A 17,095-nucleotide genomic window follows, 5' to 3' on the forward strand; every position below is an offset into this window, starting at 1 on the left:
CATGGTGAATTTCACTCTCACGAGCACCACCGCCATCAGCGCGTCGCAGCCGCTCGCGGCGAGCGAACTGGCGCATGCCGTCGGCGCCGACACCGCATGGGTCGTGCAGCTGGTCGAAGTCGGCATCCTGCGCATCGAAACCACGGAGGCGCCGCCCGAGCGCTGGCAGTTCTCGAGCACAGACCTCCAATGCGCGCTCGAGGCGCGCAGGCTGGAGCGCGACTTCGGCGTGAACCTCGACGCCGCCGCGCTGATCCTCGACCTGCAGCACGAGGTGCGGCGGCTGAAGGCGGCGCTGCACGCGCGCGGGCTGGGCTGATACGCGGCTTTCCCCTTCGGCCCCAGGGGACAGCGGATCGCCCGCTTGACCTTGACACCGTGCGAAGCCGAAGACTGCGAGCCTCTTCAACAGGAGCTCGCATGAACCCTCGCACCAACGCGGCGCACGGCCGCGCAGTCACGCCCCAGGCAGCAACGACCAGGAACTGCGCCCCCGAGGCCGGCCGGCGGCTGGGCATCGAAGAGGTCATCGCCCGTGCAGGCGTTTCTGAAAGACTGCTGCGCCAGTGCGAAGCCCGCGGCCTGCTGCAAGGCGGCTACGGGCACCGGTACACGCACGAGCACGTCGGCGTGCTGCGCTTCGTCCGCAGGGCCTACGCGATGGGCTTCGGCATGAACGACATCGCCAGGCTGCTCGCGCTGCGGCACGACGAACATCGCAGCAGCGCCGAAGTGAAACACATCGCCCTGAACCGGACCGAGGAGCTCGAAGCGCGCATCGAGGAACTGCAGGCGACGAAGCGCGTGCTGGAGCGCCTCGCCGGGCTGTGCCTGGGCGATCACCAGCCCGCCTGCCCCATCCTCGACGAACTGCTGGAGCTCAGGGGCTTCGCTTCCCTGCCGGCTATTGCGGCTACTGCATCTGCTTCAGATTGCCGATGCGCACCAGCATCTCGGTGAACATCTGCAGGTCGGCGTCGAGGTCCGGCACTTCCTTGTATTCCTTGGCGTTGTGCCCCGTGTACTTCTTGCCGGGCATGCCCGGGCCGAAGCTGATCGCGTTGGGCATCTGCTTGGCAGTGGTGGCGCCGGCCGCCGACACCGGCTTGGCCTCAAGGCCGGTGGTGTCTCCGTAGATGTTGAGCAGCGTCGTCAGCCACTGCCCGGAGGGGTCGCGCGCCATCCAGTTGCCCTGGTCGTACTTGATCTCGACCGCGGCCTTGTTCGCGGCAGCCCACTCGTTGATCTTCGCGGTGACCTGCGCCTTCAGTTCTTCGGGCGTGCGGCCGCGCGGCATGCGCGTGTTCACCGCCACCACCAGCCGGCCGTCGGCGCCGGTGCGGATCAGGTTGGGAGAGAAGGTCAGCGGTCCCATGAAGTCGTCGCTGTAGCCCAGGCCGATCTTCTCGCCGAGATAGCCCGTGCCGTAGAGCGCGTCGACGTACTTCACCGCCTTGAGGAACTGGTTGTCGGCCAGCGTCAGGCCGGACTCCAGCAGGAAGAGGCCCAGCCGCGGCAGCGGGTTCACGCCGTTCTGCGGCTCCGAGCCATGGGCCGAGGTGCCGGTGACCTTGATGTCGATGCTGTCCGCCCCGCGCGTGACGGCGATCGCGAACTTGCCGCCCTGCGGTTCGTACTTCTGCAGGAAGCCCGGCTTCGCGGCCTCGAGCTTCGCGAGCGCGGCCGCGAGGTCGCCACCCTTGAGCGTGGCGGTCGCGGTCTGCGAGATCGCGTTGACCGCCGCGGCGGCGCCCATGTCGGTGATCGCGGTAACGCCGCCATCGGTCTTCTCCGCAGGGAAGAACACGCTCAGCGAGCCAGCGCCCTTCTCGGCCACGACCGCCGGATAGCCGCTGTCGAGCACGATGTTGTAGGCCGGCAGCGTCACCTTGTTGCGGTAGTACTCCATGGCGTCGCCGCCGGTTTCCTCGGTGGTCTCGATCATCAGGCGCATGGTGCGCTCGATGGGCAGGCCGCTTTCCTTGACCGTCTTCATCGCATAGAGCACTGCCGCGATGGAGCCCTTGTCGTCGATGGTGCCGCGGCCGTAAAGCCGGTCGCCAATGCGAACCATGGTGAACGGGTCGAGCCGGGTGCCGTCGTCGAGCACCCATTCGGAAAGCACCGCGGGCACCACGTCGGAATGCGTGAGGATGCCGAACTCCTCGCTGCCCTTGCCCTTCAGGCTCACCTCGAAGATGCGGTTGTCGACGTTGCGGTACTCCAGCCCGAAGCTGCGCGCGGTCTTCTCGACCAGCTTGCCGAACTCGATGATCGTCGGGTTCTCGTGCGGAGGGATCTGCACGTTGCGCGCCGTCGGGATCGCCACCATCGCGCCCAGGCTCGCGATCACGGCCTTCTGGTTGTGCAGGCGGTTGTACAGGCCGAGCAGGCGCGCGATGTTGGTGAGGTCGTCGCCCGCCAGCGGCGCCTTCTTGCGATAGGCCGCCACGGCAGGCTTCAGCGCGGGGTTGGCTTTCTCGGCTTGCGCCAGAAATGCATTGAAGCTCGATGGCGGCTTGCCGCTTTGCCAGCTTGCGGCCAGCCGGTCGAGCTCGGGTTTCCTTATCGTCTCTGCGAAGGCCGGTGCGGTGAGGCCAACTGCCATCAGGCCCATGGTGAGGGCTGGCAACGAGAAGCGAAATTGGGGCATGAAAGCGACTCCCTGTTCACAAAAATGGAAGCCTTCAAAGATACCCGAGCCACGCTTCGCTACAGGCCCTCGCGCACTACGAAGAAACGTTGCGCACGAGGCGAAAAGCGCGGCTTTAAGTTCGCGAACGCCGCATTCGCTACTGCATCTGCTTCAGGTTGCCGATGCGCACCAGCATCTCGGTGAACATCTGCATGTCGGCATCGAGGTCGGGCACTTCCTTGTACTCCTTGGCGTTGTGCGCGGTGTACTTCTTGCCCGGCATCGCGGGGCCGAAATTGATGGCGTTGGGCATCAGCTTCGCGGTGGTGCTGCCGGCGGTGGGCACGGGCCTGGCCTCGAGGCCGGTGGTGTCGCCGAAGATGTTCAACAGCGTGGACAGCCATGCGCCCTTCGGGTCGCGCGCCATCCAGTTGCCTTGCTCGTAGGCGACTTCGAGCTTCACGCTGTTCGCGTTGGCCCACGCATTGATCTTCTCCGTGACCTGCGCCTTGAGTTCTTCGGGCGTGCGACCGCGAGGCATGCGCGCGTTGACCGTGACTTCGAGCCTGCCGTCGTTTCCCATGCGCACGAGGTTGGGCGAGAAGGTCAGCGGGCCCATGAAGTCGTCGGCATAGCCCAGGCCCATCTTCTCGCCGAGATAGCCCGTGCCGTAGAGCGCGTCGATGTACCTCGCGGCCTTCAGGTAGTGATTGGAGGCAAGCGGCACGCCCGACTCCAGCAGGAACAGCGCGAGGCGCGGCAGCGGGTTCACGCCCTCCTCGGGCCGCGAGCCGTGGGCGGAGACGCCCGTCACCTTCAGTTCGATGCTGTCGGCGCCGCGTGCAATGTCGATGGCGAACTTGCCGCCCTGCCCTTCGTACTTCTGCAGGAAGGCCGGCTTCGCGGCTTCGAGCTTCGCGAGCGCGGCTCCAAGGTCGCCGCCCCTGAGAGTGGCGGTGGCCGTCTGAGAGATCGCATTGGCCGATGCGGCGCCCGTCATTGCCGTGATCGCTGTCGATGCCGCGTCGGCCGCTTCAGCGGGGAACAGCACCTTCAGCGCGCCCGAGCCCTTCTCGGCCACCACCGCCGGGTACTTGCTGTCGAGCACGATGTTGTAGGCCGGCAGCTGCGTCTTCGTGCGGTAGTACTGCATCGCGTCGCCGCCGGTCTCCTCGGTGGTCTCGATCATCAGGCGGATGCTGCGGTCGATGGGCAGGCCGCTTTCCTTCACGGCCTTCATCGCGTAGAGCACCGCCGCGATGGAGCCCTTGTCGTCGATGGTGCCGCGGCCGTAGAGGAAGTCGCCCACGCGCGTCATCCAGAACGGGTCGAGCCGCGTGCCGTCGTCGAGCACCCATTCGGACAGCACGGCCGGCACCACGTCGGCATGGGTGAGGATGCCGAACTCCTCCGCGCCCCTGCCCTTCAGGCTGACTTCGAAGATGCGGTTGTCGACGTTGCGGTAAGCGAGCCCGAAGTCGCGCGCCATCTTCTCGACCAGCTGGCCGAACTCGATGATCGGCGCACTTTCGTGGGGCGGCACCTGCACGTTGCGCACCGTGGGGATCGCCACCATGGTGCCGATGCTCGCGATCACGGCTTGCTGGTTCTTCAGCCTGTTGTAGAGACCGAGCAGGCGCGCGACGTTGACGAGATCGTCGCCCGCCAGCGATGCCCTGCCGCCGCGGTAGGCATCCACGCTGCCCTGCAACGCGGGCTGGCTCTTCGCCGCCTGGGCAAGGAAGGCATCGAAGTCGGCGGGCGGCTTGCCGGCCTGCCATGCGGCGGCGAGTTGATCGAGCTGGGGCTTCCTGATCGTTTCCGCATGCGCCAGCGAGCCGAGCGCCAGCGCAAGGCCCAGCGAAAGCGCCGACAATGAAAATCGAGATTGCTGCATCAGGGTCTCCCCCTCATTCTGAAAACATCCCGCGACGATAGCCGAGCGAAGAATCGAAAGAACAATGAGCAACAGCACCGACAAGATCCGCTGCGCCTGGGCCCAGACCGACCCGCTGCTGATGGCCTATCACGACGCCGAATGGGGCGTGCCCGAGCGCGACAGCCGCGCGCTGTGGGAAAAGCTCATGCTCGACGGATTCCAGGCTGGGCTCTCGTGGCTCACCATCCTGCGCAAGCGCGATGCCTTCCGCAAGGCCTTCAAGGGCTTCGTGCCCGAGAAGATCGCCAGGTTCACCGAGGCCGACATCGAGCGGCTGATGCAGGACGCGGGCATCGTGCGCTCGCGCTCGAAGATCGAGGCCACCATCGGCAACGCCCGCGCCTACCTTGAGATGCAGGCCAAGGGCGAGGACTTCTCCGAGTTCATCTGGGGCATGGCTGGCGGCAAGCCCATCGTGAACCGCACCGGAAGCGTGCCGGTGAAGACGCCGCTGTCGGAAGACATCTCGGCGGCACTGAAGAAGCGCGGCTTCAAGTTCGTGGGGCCGGTGATCGTCTACGCCTGGATGCAGGCCACCGGCATCGTGGACGACCACGCGCACGATTGCCACCGGCACGGGGTGAAACGCAAACCGAAGCCCCAATGAAAAAACCGGACGCTGCTTTCGCAGGTCCGGTCTTTCCCGATGTGTGACTTGTGATTCGATGAAGCGGCTTGCGCCGCATCGAATTACAGGCCGGCTTGACGCGTGAAGGTCAGGCCCTTGGCTTGCGCGGGGATCACGCTGCCGGCGAAGGTTTCGGGACGCAGGTTCTGGCCCGGAGCGTGTGCAGCGGCGACGGCCTGGCTGCGGACGGTGGCGCGGTCGACCGATGCGGCCAGAGCGGGGGTGGCGGTCGAAGCGGCGCCTTCGTTGTCGCCGTAGGCGTTGCCGGCACGGGCGGCTGCGGCGGCCTGGGGCGCCACGTCGGCGCGGCTGTAGCCGGAAGTCAGGGGCTGAACGCCTTCGTAGGTTTCTGCGTGAGCGCCAGCAGCGGCGAGCAGGGACAGAGCGGCGGCGGCGAGGATGTTCGAGGTCTTCATTTCAATTCCTTCTTCATTGGGCTTTTGGTGCCGCAAGTGTGCACCACGAAACCTAGGGCAAACCCTATGGAGAATGAATCGCAGTGTTCACGAAATTGAAACAATGACCGGGAACTTTTAGACAACGCTAATCCAAGTGCCCTTTCAGTCGTCGAAAACGCGCGCAGTTTGCATACTTTTCCTCTAGACCGTCAAGCGGAACTTGCCGGCCAGCCCTTGCACTTCGGCAAAAGGTGTTAAGTGCAATGCACGTTGCGTGCCAGCCGACGCACCCGATTCCGGGGCATCGGCTCAGTCTTCCTTCATGCCCGTGGCCTTGACCACGCTGCCGAGCCGCGCGCGCTCCTCGTCGACGAACTTGGCAAAGCTCGCGCGCGTGCCGCCGACGGGCTCGATGCCCATGTCCTTCAGGCGCTTCGCGGTCTCGGGCGACTTCATCGCGGCGTCGACGGCCGCGGCCATCTTGTCCATGATCGCGTCGGGCGTGCCGCGCGGCGCGTGCACGCCGGCCCAGTGGGCGATGCGGATTTCGGGGAAGCCCTCCTCCGCTGCCGTCGGCAGCTCGGGGTAGGCCGAGATGCGCTGCGTCCACGTGCCCGCCAGCGCCTTGAGCTTGCCGCTCTTCGCGTAGGGCAGCACCACGATGCTGGCCTCGGAGGTGGCCTCGACCTGGTTGCCGAGCACCGCGGTGATCGACTCCGAGCCGCTCTTGTAGGGCACCACGTCGAGCTTGCTGCCGTACTTCGTCTGCAGGATGCCCTCGACGAAGTGCGGCGTGCTGCCGGTGCCGGCGGTGGCCCAGTGGAAGCCGTTGGCCGACTTCTTCGAGGCGGCGACGAACTCCTTCAGGTCCTTGTAGGGCGCATTGGCCGGCACCACGATCACCGAGGGCGCCAGACCGATCATGGCCACCGGCACGAGCGCCTCGTCCTTGTACGGCATGCTCTTCTTGATCATGCTGTTCGACACCACGCCGGCCGCGCTCACCAGGAAGGTGTAGCCGTCGGGCGCGCTCTTGGCGACCACGTCGGCACCGAGGACCGCGCCCGCGCCCGGCTTGTTGTCTACGATCACCGGCTGCCCCAGCTGCTTCGATGCGCCTTCTGCCGCCGCGCGCGCCATCAGGTCGTTGGCGCCGCCTGCGGAAAAGGGAACGACCAGCCTGATCGGCTTGGTGGGCCAGGCCTGCGCGGCGGCACCCTGGGCGAGGACGGACACGGCCAGCCCGACGGCGAGCGATGCGATGCGGTTGGAAAGCATGGGAAGTCTCCTGCGTGTTGTGAGTCGTTGTCAGGTACAGCGCCCATTGCACGCTCCTGGGGAGGCTTTGGCCTCGGGATTTGCCCCAGCAGCAGCCTCGGGATCAGGAACGCGGCCAGGCACGTATCAGCGTGCGCAGCGCGACGCCGCCGCTGCCCTTGACCTCGGCGCGGTAGGTGCCCACCAGCGCCTCGCGCTCGGCCGCCGCCTGCGGATCGTTGCGCCATGCCAGCAAAACAGCAACGTCGGCATCGGGCAGCGCGGCGAGCTGCGCCTGCGTCACCTGCCTCTCGAATTCGCGCGCCACGAGCATCAGGTTGCGCGGGCGGGTCGAAGTCACGCCGCGCGACCAGAGCGTGTCGAGGGCCATGTCGAGCGTGCGGTCGGGCAGCGAGCTGAACTGGCCGCCGTTGCCGCGCGCCAGCTGCTTGACGACCGCGCTCATCAGCAACTGGCTGGAGAAATCGATCTCGCGCACGTCGGCCACGGCCATGCGCTCCAGCAGTTCGGCACGTGCAGGGTCGACGGGCTTGGCGCGCTCGCGGTTGAAGAACTCGGCCTTGCCGGCATCGCTCATCGCTGCGTAGTCGGTACGCAGCTTCGCGAAGCGCGCCACGGCTGCGAGCAGCTGCGGGCTGGGTGCCGCGCCGCCGTTACCAGCCGATGCAACTTCCTGCTGGATGGCCGCCACCGACGCGTTGGTGTTGAAGGCGCGGGCCGCTGCCGTGTCCAGGGCCTTGAGCGCCTTGTCGGCGATGGCCTGGTCGTCGGGGTCGAGCAGTTCCCTGGCGCCTCGCGAGACGGCACCGGGCCCGTAGGAAGCCTGGTAGCGCTGCTGCACGCCTTCGAACTGCAGCAGCGCCTCCGCACGGCTTTGCGCCCAGACCATCAAGGGGGCCGGGAGCAAGAGAAGCAACAGGGAGAAACGGAAGAGAAGGAAACGGTTCAGGGAAAGCATGGCGCCATTATTGGCACGCCGGCCCTTCGCTCCCGCTGCCCCCGTCCGCCCCGGTCTCTTGCGTGCGTCAGGCCTGCGCCAGTTCCTCGCGCAGCAGTTTCGCCGCCGCCACCATGTTCGACAGCGCCGCCTCGGTCTCGGGCCAGCCGCGGGTCTTGAGGCCGCAATCGGGGTTGATCCACAGGTTGGCGGGCGGCACCACGTCGGCGGCCTTGCGCATGAGGCGCACGATCTCCTCGACCGAAGGCACGCGTGGCGAATGGATGTCGTACACGCCCGGGCCGATCTCGTTCGGGTAGCGGAAGCCGCCAACGTTGCTATCGCCGCCGAAGCCGCGCAGCAGTTCCATGTCGGAGCGGCTGGTCTCGATGGTGATCACGTCGGCGTCCATCGCCGCGATCTCCGGCAGGATGTCGTTGAACTCGGAATAGCACATGTGCGTGTGGATCTGCGTCTCGTCGCGCACGCCCGAGGCGCTGATGCGGAAGGCGCGCGTGGCCGATTTCAGGTACGCGGGCCATCCGGCACGGCGCAGCGGCAAGCCTTCGCGGATGGCCGGCTCGTCGATCTGGATGATGCCGATGCTCGCGCTCTCCAGATCGACCACCTCGTCGCGGATGGCCCATGCGATCTGCTCGCAGGTGGTGGCACGTGGCTGGTCGTCGCGCACGAAGGACCACTGCAGGATGGTGACGGGGCCGGTCAGCATGCCCTTCATCGGCAGCTTGGTGAGGCTTTGCGCGTAGGCGGTCCATTCGACCGTCATCGGCGCGGGGCGTGCCACGTCGCCGAAGATCACCGGCGGCTTCACGCAGCGCGAGCCGTACGACTGCACCCAGCCGTTGGCGGTGAAGGCGAAGCCGTCGAGCTGCTCGCCGAAGTACTCGACCATGTCGTTGCGCTCGGCCTCGCCATGCACCAGCACGTCGATGCCAAGCTCTTCCTGCTTGCGCACCGCGAGCGCGATCTCGACACGCATCTTCTCGCGGTAGCCGGCCGCGTCGAGTTCGCCGCGCTTGAAGGCGGCGCGTGCGGCGCGGATGTCGCCAGTCTGCGGGAAAGATCCGATGGTGGTGGTCGGCAGCGCGGGCAGCGCGAAGCGCGTGCGCTGCACCAGCTGGCGCATGCCGAAGGACGAGACGCGGCTGTCGTCGCCGGCCACGCTGCGCGCGAGGCGCAGGGCCACGTCGGCGCGGTGCACGCGCGGGCTGCTGCGGCGCGTTTCCACCGCTGCGCGGGCCGCGGCGAGCTCCGCCGCGACGGACGCTTCGTCGCCATCGAGCGCCGCGCGCAGCACGCGCAGCTCGTCGAGCTTCTCCACGGCGAAGGCGAGCCAGGACTTCAGCTCTGCATCGAGTTTCGTCTCCGCCGCCAGGCTGAAAGGCACATGCAGCAGCGAGCACGACGGCGCGATCCACAGCTCCCCCTGGTGCTTCCCGGCCACCTGCCTGAGCTTGGCGAGCGCCGCATCGACGTCGGTGCGCCAGATGTTGCGCCCGTCCACCACGCCGACCGACAGCACCTTGTGCGCCGGCAGCCAGTCGGCCACGCCGGTGAGCTCCTGCGGCGAACGCACCGCGTCGACGTGCAGGCCGGCCACCGGCAGCTGGCAGGCCAGGCGCAGGTTGTCCGACAGCGGCGAGAAATACGTGGCCAGCAGCAGCTTCGGTGCGCTGCGGGCGAGCTGCCAGTAGGCGCGCTCGAAGGCGTTGCGCCATGCATCGGGCAGGTCGAGGCCCAGGATGGGCTCGTCGATCTGAACCCACTCCACGCCCTGCTGCTTCAGCCGCGTGAGCACCTGTTCGTACACGGGCAGGAGCGAATCGAGCAGCGAGAAACGGTCGAAGCCGGCTTCCTTTTCCTTGCCCAGGTACAGGAAGCTCAGCGGCCCCAGCAGCACGGCCTTGACCGCATGGCCGGCCTGCTGCGCCTGCGCCACTTCGTCGAAGAGGCGCGTCGAGCCGAGCCTGAACTGCGTGGCTGCCTTGAACTCAGGCACGAGGTAGTGGTAGTTGGTGTCGAACCACTTCGTCATCTCCAGCGCGAAAGTGCCTTCGGTGCCGTGGTTGCAGCTCTCGTCGTGGACGTGGCCGGCTTCGCTCTCCACGCCGCGCGCCATCTTGAAATAGCGCGAGAGCTCGGGCTCGTCGCCATGGAAGCCGAAGCGCTCGGGCTCGCAGCCAAGCAGCTGGATGTGGTTGGCCACAAGGTCGTAGTAGGCGAAGTCGCCCACCGTCACGAAGTCGAGCCCCGCATCGCGCTGGGCCTGCCACTGGCGCGCGCGCAGTTCCTCGCCGACCGCTTCGAGCGCGGCCCGGTCGATCTCGCCGCGCCAGTGCTTCTCGAGGGCGAACTTGAGTTCCCGGTGCGCGCCCATGCGCGGAAAGCCGAGGGTGTGAATACGGGTAGTCATTTGCAGGTAGTCCGGTCGCTGATCTTGGAAATCTTGTGAGCCAGCGATGGTCGGCGTTTGAGGCATATGATTCAAACGAAACCTTTTGCTCTTTCGATTGAATATTTTTCATGCAGCAATCGATACTTGAAATCCGCCACCTGCGCACGCTCGTCGCGCTGCGCGACACCGGCAGCCTCGTGCGCGCGGCGCAGCTGCTCAACCTCACCCAGTCGGCCCTGTCGCACCAGGTCAAGCTGCTCGAAGACCGCTACGGCGCCCAGCTCTTCGAGCGCAAGTCGGTGCCGCCGCAGTTCAGCACCACTGGCCTGCGGCTGCTGCAACTGGCCGACACCGCCTTGCCGTTGATCGAGGAAGCCGAGCGCGACGTGGCACGGCTCGCGCTGGGGCGCAGCGGCCAATTGCGCATCGTGGTCGAGTGCCACACCTGCTTCGACTGGCTCATGCCGGCCATGGACGCCTTCCGCCAGCGCTGGCCCGAGATCGAGCTCGACATCGTCTCGGGCTTCCACCCCGACCCTATCGCGCTGGTGATGCAGAACCGCGCCGAAGTGGCCATCGTGTCCGAGCAGGACCCCGGCGAAACCGTGGACTACCACGCCCTCTTCCGCTTCGAGATCATGGCGCTGCTCGCCAACGACCATCCGCTGACAGCCAGGCCGAACCTCACGGCGCGCCACTTCGCCGACCAGACGCTCATCACCTATCCGGTGCCCGACGACATGCTCGACATCGTTCGCCAGGTGCTGGCCCCCGCCGGCGTCGAGCCCGCCCACAGGCGCACCACCGAGCTCACCGTCGCGATGCTGCAGCTGGTGGCCAGCGGGCGCGGCGTGGCGACGCTGCCGCTGTGGGCGGTGCAGAACTACCTCGACCGGGGCTATGTCACGGCGCGCCGCGTGGGCAGCAAGGGGCTGACCGGGCGGCTCTACATGGCGTGCGCGCAGGGCACCTCGGCACAGCCCTGGCTCGCCGACTTCGTGCGCGTCACGCGCGAGAGCTGCTTCAAGAGCCTGCCGGGGATCGAGCTGTTGTAGCGGCGCGCGGCAGAATCCCCCGAACACCAACCAGAGGAAAGAGGAAGACCCGATGGCTCTGAAGAAGAAAGGCCGCTACTGGTACGGCGACGGCCCCGAAGACACGCGGGCCGAGATGCAGCGCTACAGCAAGGCCAACGTCTATGCGGCAACGCGCTTCGCCGCATCGGCATGCGGCTGCGGCCACCGCGCGTTCAGGCTCGAAAGCGACGAGGAAGAAGGCGCGGCACGGCGCACCTGCACCGCCTGCGGCAGCGTGCATCTGATGGGCGACAGCGCCGAGTACGCGGACGAGGCAGAGTTCGAGGGCCACGAATGCGTCTGCGGCGAGGAGTCCTTCGAGCTGCTGTCGGGCGTGGCGCTCTACGCCGACAGCAACGACGTGCGCTGGTATTACCTCGGCTGCCGCTGCACCAGCTGCAGCCTGGTCGGCGTCTTCGCCGACTGGAAATGCGAAGGTGGCGACGCGGACGCCTTTCTCGCCGCCGTCTGATCGCGCCGCATCGCCCGACCGGTAGCAGCTACCTTCCGCCAATCCTCTTCAGCGTGGGAGCCAACATGGTGGCGGCCACCACCGTGCGGTCGATGTCGCGGATGGATGCCAATGCAAAGCCGGCCCCGGCCGGCAGACTGCGCTGTACAGTGGGGAAATGACACAACCGCAACCCGACGTAACCGCCAGCGCGCCCGCCGCGGCGGCCTCGCAGGCCGAACTCACCGAAACGCAGGCATTCACCCGCGCCTGGGTTCTGTTCGCCGTGCTACTCGTGGTCGTGCTCGGCCTGCTGTGGCTGCTGCAATCGCGCTACAGCTGAACCGGGTCGATCGACGCAGCGGGCTCAGGAAGCCTTCTGCACCAGCTTCAGCACGCTAGAGAAATCGAGCGCACCATGGCCCGCAAGACTGTGGGCCGCGTACAGGCTGCGCGCCAGCCCGCCCAGCGGCGTGGCGGCACGCACGGCGGTGGCGTTCTCCTGGGCCAGCCCCAGGTCCTTGAGCATCAAGTCGGTGCCGAAGCCGCCGGCGTAGTTCTTCGAGGCGGGTGCGGTCTCCATCACGCCGGGCATCGGGTTGTACTTCTCGAGGGCCCAGTTGCCGCCCGAGCTGCGGCGCATGATCTCCGACAGCACCTTCGGATCGAGCCCGTTGGCCACGCCCAGTGCCAGCGCCTCGGAGGTGCCGATCATCAGGATGCCCAGCAGCATGTTGTTGCAGATCTTCGCGGTCTGCCCCGCGCCGGCCGCGCCGGCATGGAAGATGTTGGCGCCCATCTTCTCGAGCACCGGGCGTGCGCGCTCCAGGTCCTGCGTCTCGCCGCCGACCATGAAGGTCAGCGTGCCCGCGATGGCGCCGCCCGTGCCGCCGGACACCGGCGCATCGATCATCGCGATGCCCTTCGCAGCCGCCGCCTCGGCCACCTTGCGCGAGGTCGCGGCCGCGATGGTGCTGCTGTCGATCACCAGCGAGCCTGCGCGAATGCTCTCCAGCAGCCCGGGCTTGCCCGCGCCGCCCAGGAACAGGCCTTCGACGTGCGCACTGGCCGGAAGCATGCTGATGACGACCTCGGCATCGGCCACTGCCTCGACTGCCGACCTGGCGATGGGCAGGCCATCGGCGCCGAACTTGGCGCAGGCTTCCTTCGAGAGGTCGAAGGCGGCGAGCGTGTGGCCGGCCTTGAGCAGGTTCATGGCCATCGGGCCACCCATGTTGCCGAGGCCGATGAATGCGATCTTCATTTGTCTTGTCTCCGTTGTTCTGTGCAGGAAAGGTGAAGCTCAGGCCAGCGACGCCAGCTCTGCGGGCATCTCGCCGCGCGGACGCAGGTGGTCTTCGATGAAGGCTGGCGTGATCTCTTCGAGCGTGGCCGGGTTCCAGCGCGGGTTGCGGTCCTTGTCGACCAGAACAGCACGGATGCCTTCGGCGAAGTCCTTGTGCGCGCAGAAACCGAGCGAGGCCCAGTATTCGAGGCGGAACACCTCGGCCAGCGACATGCGCAGAACGCGTTGCCACAGCTCGAAGCTCAGCGCGGCCGAGCTGGGCGCGCCCTTGGCGAAGGTCTTGGCCGCGGTCTGCAGCCATGCGTCGTCGCTTTGCAGCTCGCGCAGGCGCTTCGAGATGTCGAGCAGGTCGTCGCCCGCCATCAGCGCATTGATGGTGTCGTAGTGCTCGCGCACCTTCGATGCCGGCTTCTCGGCGCCCTCGCCCGCCTTGGCGAGGATGCGCGACAGCGTGGCGCGGTCGGCCTTGTCGTCGCCGGCCCATCGGGTGGCGGCGATGGCTTCGAGCACTTCACCCTTGCGCTCCTGCGGCACCAGCACGTCGGCAAGGCCGCAGAAGATGGTGTCGGCCGCGTTGATGTTCGCGGCAGTGAGTGCGAGGAACAGCCCGGTGCGGCCCGGCGTGCGGCGCAGGAACCAGCTGCCGCCCACGTCGGGGTACAGGCCAATATTGATCTCGGGCATGGCGATGCGGCTTTGCAGCGTCATCACGCGATGCGAAGCACCCGCCAGCAGGCCCACGCCGCCGCCCATCACGATGCCGTGGCCCCAGCACAGGAAGGGCTTGGGGAAGGTGTGGATCAGGTAATCGAGTTCGTACTCCTCGCGGAAGAAGTCCTCGGCGTAGGTGTTGCGTTCGGGGCCGCAGTCGAGCAGCGTCTGGTAGAGCTGGCGCAGGTCGCCGCCGGCGCAGAAGGCCTTCTCGCCCGCGGCCTGCAGCAGCACGCCAACGATGCCGGCGTCGCTCGCCCACTCGCGCAGCTTGGGCGTGAGCAGCCGCACCATGTCCACGGACAGCGCATTGAGCGAAGCCGGCGCGTTGAGCGTGGCAACGGCGAAGCGCTGGCCGCCGGCGGTCTTGATTTCGTCGAAGAGAACTACGTTGTCTGTCATTGTCTTGAGGGGTTCCGGATGCGGGGACTTCAGCGGATGTCGCTGTCCCCTTCCAGCAATTTTCGCGCAACGATCACGCGCATGATCTCGTTCGTGCCTTCGAGGATCTGGTGCACACGCGTATCGCGCACCAGGCGCTCCAGCGGAAATTCGCCGAGGTAGCCATAGCCGCCGTGCAGCTGCAGCGCATCGTTGCAGACATTGAAGCCCGCATCGGTCGCGAAGCGCTTGGCCATTGCGCAATAGGTGCTGGCGTCGGCATGGCCGGCATCGAGTTTCGATGCCGCGAGCCGCACCATCTGCCGCGCCGCGACCAGCTCTGTCGCCATGTCGGCCAGCTTGAACTGCAGCGCCTGGAAGCTCGCGAGCGGCTTGCCGAACTGCTGGCGCTCGTGCAGGTAGCGGCGCGCGGCGTCGAGCGCGCCCTGCGCCGCGCCCACTGAGCAGGTCGCGATGTTGATGCGCCCGCCGTCCAGCCCCTTCATGGCGATGCGGAATCCCTCGCCCTCCTTGCCCAGCAGGTTCTGCGCGGGAATGCGCACGTTGTCGAAGTTGATGGTGCGCGTGGGCTGGCTGTTCCAGCCCATCTTGTGCTCCTTCTTGCCGTAGCTGATGCCCGGCGCGTCGGCCGGCACCGCGAAGGCCGAAATGCCGCTCGCACCGGCGCCGCCCGTGCGCGCCATCAGCACCAGCACGTCGGTCGAGCCCGCGCCGGAGATGAAGGCCTTGCCGCCGTTGATGACGTACTCGGCACCCTGCAGTTCGGCGCGCGTCTTGAGCGAACCTGCGTCCGATCCGGCGCCCGGCTCGGTCAGGCAGTAAGAGGCCAGCTTGCGCCCGCCCGTCAGGTCCTCGCCCCACTGCTGCGCCACTTCGTCGGTCGCCCAGGTGCCCAGCATCCACGTCGCCATGTTGTGGATGGTGATGAAGGCCGTGGTCGAAGGGTCGACCGCCGCCATCTCCTCGAACACCAGCGCGGCGTCGAGGCGCGGAAGGCCGAGGCCGCCGATGCGCTCGGGCGCATAGAGGCCGCAGAAGCCCAGCTCGCCAGCCTTGGCGATCGCTTCCCTGGGGAAGATGGCTTGCGCGTCCCACTGCGCCGCATGCGGTGCGAATTCAGCCTGAGCGAAATCGCGCGCCGTCTCGGCGAAGGCGCGCTGCTCCTCGGAAAGTTCAAAGTCCAATTGGTGCCCCACAGCAGATCATTTCTCGAGTCCTCTTTCCGGGGACATCGCGCAGCCGGCCTTGCCGGATCGCAGATGTGGCCCCGGGAGCCTGGGGGCGAGCTTATTTCAGGCTGATGGTCGTGTTCACGCCGTGCGAGACGGTGCTGTCGTCGAACCAGCGCGCCGTCACCGTCTTGGTCTGCGTGTAGAACAGCACGACCTGCTTGCCGTACGGGCCCAGGTCGCCGAGCTTCGAAGCGCGCGAGCCGGTGAACGAGAACATCGGCACGGGCACCGGGATCGGCACGTTGATGCCCACCTGGCCCACGTCGATGTCTTCCTGGAAGCGGCGCGCCGCGGCGCCCGACTGCGTGAAGATCGCCGTGCCGTTGCCGTTGGGGTTGCTGTTGATCAGCTCGATGGCCTCGTCGATGTTCTCGGCGTCGGCAACGCACAGCACGGGGCCGAAGATTTCCTGGTCGTAGATCGTCATGCCGGGCTTCACGCCGGTGAAGATCGTCGGGCCGACGAAGTTGCCCTTCTCGTAGCCCGGCACCGTGGGCTTGCGGCCGTCGAGCACCAGCTTGGCGCCGTCGGCCTCGCCGCGTTCGATGAGGCTGTTCACGCGGTCGTAGGCGGCACACGAAACCAGCGGGCCCACGTCCACGCCCTTGTCGACGCCGGCGCCAACCTTCAGCGTCTTCGCCTTCTCGATGAGCTCGGGCACCCAGTTGCGCGCCTCGCCCACCAGCACCGCCACCGACACCGCCATGCAGCGCTGGCCCGCGGCGCCGAAGCTCGCGCCGGCCAGTGCGTTGAGCGTCTGCTCCTTGTTGGCGTCGGGCATCACGATGGCGTGGTTCTTCGCGCCCATCATGCATTGCACGCGCTTGCCGGCCAGCGTGGCGCGGTTGTAGACGTGCGTGCCGACCTTGGTGGAGCCGACGAAGCTGATCGCCTTGATGTCCTTGTGGTCGCAGATGCCGTTGACCACCGCTTCGCCGCCATGCACCACGTTCAGCACGCCCGGCGGCACGCCGGCTTCGAGCGCCAGCTCGCACAGGCGCATGGTGACCATCGGGTCCTGCTCGGAGGGCTTGAGCACGAAGGTGTTGCCGGTGACGATGGCCATCGGGAACATCCACAGCGGGATCATGGCCGGGAAGTTGAACGGCGTGATGCCGGCGCACACGCCCAGCGGCTGCAGCAGCGTGTAGGTGTCGACGCCGTTGGCCACGTTGTTGGCCAGTTCGCCCAGCTGCAGGTTGCCGATGTTCGAGGCGTGCTCGACCACTTCGAGGCCGCGGAACACGTCGCCTTCGGCATCGGGTAGCGTCTTGCCCTGCTCGGCCGTGAGGATCGCGGCGAGCTCGCCCATGTTCTCGCGGATGAGCTGCTGCAGCTTCAGGAAGATGCGCGCACGGGCGCCGATGGGCGTCTTGCGCCAGGTCTTGAAGGCTTCCTTGGCGGAAGCGACTGCCGCGTCGAGTTCGGCCTGCGTGGCGAAGGGAACGCGCGCCAGCACTTCCTGCGTGGCCGGGTTGACGACGTCGCGCCATTCGGTGGTCTTCGATTCGACCAGCTTGCCGCCGATCAGCAGCTTGACGGTGGCGACCTGGGTCGAGGGCGTGGTTGTGGCGTCCATGGGGTTTGTCTCCTGTGAATCCTGTGAAATCGGTGCCCGGAAGGCCGGGTCGGTCACGCATCCTAGCTTTGCAGATTTGCCATGACAATAGACAAAATTGCGCGACG

The 17,095-nt window shown here is 67.0% G+C and carries 16 protein-coding genes; 6 read left to right on the forward strand and 10 right to left on the reverse strand.

Annotated features, from left to right (window positions below; genetic code table 11):
- The first annotated feature begins 1 nt into the window (after position 1).
- Entirely contained in the window at positions 2-319 is a 318-nt protein-coding gene (locus FHT32_RS22730; protein ID WP_176666864.1) for a chaperone modulator CbpM, read from the forward strand.
- 101 nt (positions 320-420) lie between these two features.
- Positions 421-960: a MerR family DNA-binding protein gene (locus tag FHT32_RS22735; protein ID WP_176666865.1), complete on the forward strand. Its 540-nt coding sequence runs from the start codon at positions 421-423 to the stop codon at positions 958-960.
- Here FHT32_RS22735 and FHT32_RS22740 read toward each other — a convergent pair.
- Both FHT32_RS22740 and FHT32_RS22745 read right to left on the reverse strand, forming a co-directional pair.
- Positions 914-2,653: a dipeptidase gene (locus FHT32_RS22740; protein WP_176666866.1), complete on the reverse strand. Its 1,740-nt coding sequence runs from the start codon at positions 2,651-2,653 to the stop codon at positions 914-916. The two genes, FHT32_RS22735 and FHT32_RS22740, sit on opposite strands and share 47 nt — an antisense overlap.
- Positions 2,654-2,792: 139 nt before the next feature.
- Positions 2,793-4,532 (reverse strand): dipeptidase, encoded by a 1,740-nt coding sequence (locus tag FHT32_RS22745; RefSeq protein WP_256099124.1) that lies wholly within the window; start codon positions 4,530-4,532, stop codon positions 2,793-2,795.
- 64 nt (positions 4,533-4,596) lie between these two features.
- Here FHT32_RS22745 and FHT32_RS22750 point away from each other — a divergent pair, with 64 nt between their 5' ends.
- Positions 4,597-5,181: a DNA-3-methyladenine glycosylase I gene (locus FHT32_RS22750; protein WP_176666867.1), complete on the forward strand. Its 585-nt coding sequence runs from the start codon at positions 4,597-4,599 to the stop codon at positions 5,179-5,181.
- 83 nt (positions 5,182-5,264) lie between these two features.
- Here FHT32_RS22750 and FHT32_RS22755 read toward each other — a convergent pair whose 3' ends face one another.
- The 4 genes from FHT32_RS22755 to metE all read right to left on the reverse strand — a co-directional run bounded on the left by FHT32_RS22755 (position 5,265) and on the right by metE (position 10,249).
- A complete protein-coding gene (locus FHT32_RS22755; RefSeq protein WP_126182217.1) occupies positions 5,265-5,618 on the reverse strand; it encodes an alpha/beta hydrolase in 354 nt (117 codons plus the stop codon).
- A 291-nt stretch (positions 5,619-5,909) separates the two neighbouring features.
- A complete protein-coding gene (locus tag FHT32_RS22760) occupies positions 5,910-6,878 on the reverse strand; it encodes a tripartite tricarboxylate transporter substrate binding protein (RefSeq protein WP_176666868.1) in 969 nt (322 codons plus the stop codon).
- A 103-nt stretch (positions 6,879-6,981) separates the two neighbouring features.
- The gene (locus FHT32_RS22765; RefSeq protein WP_256099125.1) at positions 6,982-7,767 is read right to left on the reverse strand and encodes a hypothetical protein; all 786 of its coding nucleotides are present in this window, start codon (positions 7,765-7,767) and stop codon (positions 6,982-6,984) included.
- 136 nt (positions 7,768-7,903) lie between these two features.
- The gene (gene metE, locus FHT32_RS22770) at positions 7,904-10,249 is read right to left on the reverse strand and encodes a 5-methyltetrahydropteroyltriglutamate--homocysteine S-methyltransferase (protein ID WP_176666870.1); all 2,346 of its coding nucleotides are present in this window, start codon (positions 10,247-10,249) and stop codon (positions 7,904-7,906) included.
- A 110-nt stretch (positions 10,250-10,359) separates the two neighbouring features.
- On the opposite strand from metE, the gene FHT32_RS22775 reads away from it, so the two are divergent.
- From FHT32_RS22775 to FHT32_RS22785, 3 genes are all read left to right on the forward strand, one after another.
- Positions 10,360-11,286 carry a LysR family transcriptional regulator gene (locus tag FHT32_RS22775; protein WP_176666871.1) on the forward strand — a complete coding sequence of 309 codons (927 nt, stop codon included), beginning with the start codon at positions 10,360-10,362 and terminating at the stop codon, positions 11,284-11,286.
- A 52-nt stretch (positions 11,287-11,338) separates the two neighbouring features.
- Positions 11,339-11,779, forward strand: a complete 441-nt coding sequence (locus FHT32_RS22780) for a hypothetical protein (RefSeq protein WP_176666872.1) — start codon at positions 11,339-11,341, stop codon at positions 11,777-11,779.
- Between the two features lie 157 nt (positions 11,780-11,936).
- Positions 11,937-12,101 carry a hypothetical protein gene (locus FHT32_RS22785; RefSeq protein ID WP_176666873.1) on the forward strand — a complete coding sequence of 55 codons (165 nt, stop codon included), beginning with the start codon at positions 11,937-11,939 and terminating at the stop codon, positions 12,099-12,101.
- Between the two features lie 24 nt (positions 12,102-12,125).
- Here the strand turns inward: FHT32_RS22785 and mmsB are convergent, their stop codons facing one another.
- The 4 genes from mmsB to FHT32_RS22805 form a co-directional block, all read right to left on the reverse strand.
- A complete protein-coding gene (gene mmsB / locus FHT32_RS22790; RefSeq protein ID WP_176666874.1) occupies positions 12,126-13,022 on the reverse strand; it encodes a 3-hydroxyisobutyrate dehydrogenase in 897 nt (298 codons plus the stop codon).
- 39 nt (positions 13,023-13,061) lie between these two features.
- Positions 13,062-14,177, reverse strand: a complete 1,116-nt coding sequence (locus FHT32_RS22795; RefSeq protein WP_176666875.1) for an enoyl-CoA hydratase/isomerase family protein — start codon at positions 14,175-14,177, stop codon at positions 13,062-13,064.
- Between the two features lie 29 nt (positions 14,178-14,206).
- On the reverse strand, positions 14,207-15,361 hold the full coding sequence (locus tag FHT32_RS22800; RefSeq protein WP_176666876.1) for an acyl-CoA dehydrogenase family protein: 1,155 nt from the start codon (positions 15,359-15,361) through the stop codon (positions 14,207-14,209).
- Between the two features lie 103 nt (positions 15,362-15,464).
- On the reverse strand, positions 15,465-16,988 hold the full coding sequence (locus tag FHT32_RS22805; RefSeq protein WP_176666877.1) for a CoA-acylating methylmalonate-semialdehyde dehydrogenase: 1,524 nt from the start codon (positions 16,986-16,988) through the stop codon (positions 15,465-15,467).
- Between the last annotated feature and the right edge of the window lie 107 nt (positions 16,989-17,095).

It is taken from the genome of Variovorax sp. SG517 (genome assembly GCF_013376045.1).
GTDB lineage: Bacteria > Pseudomonadota > Gammaproteobacteria > Burkholderiales > Burkholderiaceae_C > Variovorax.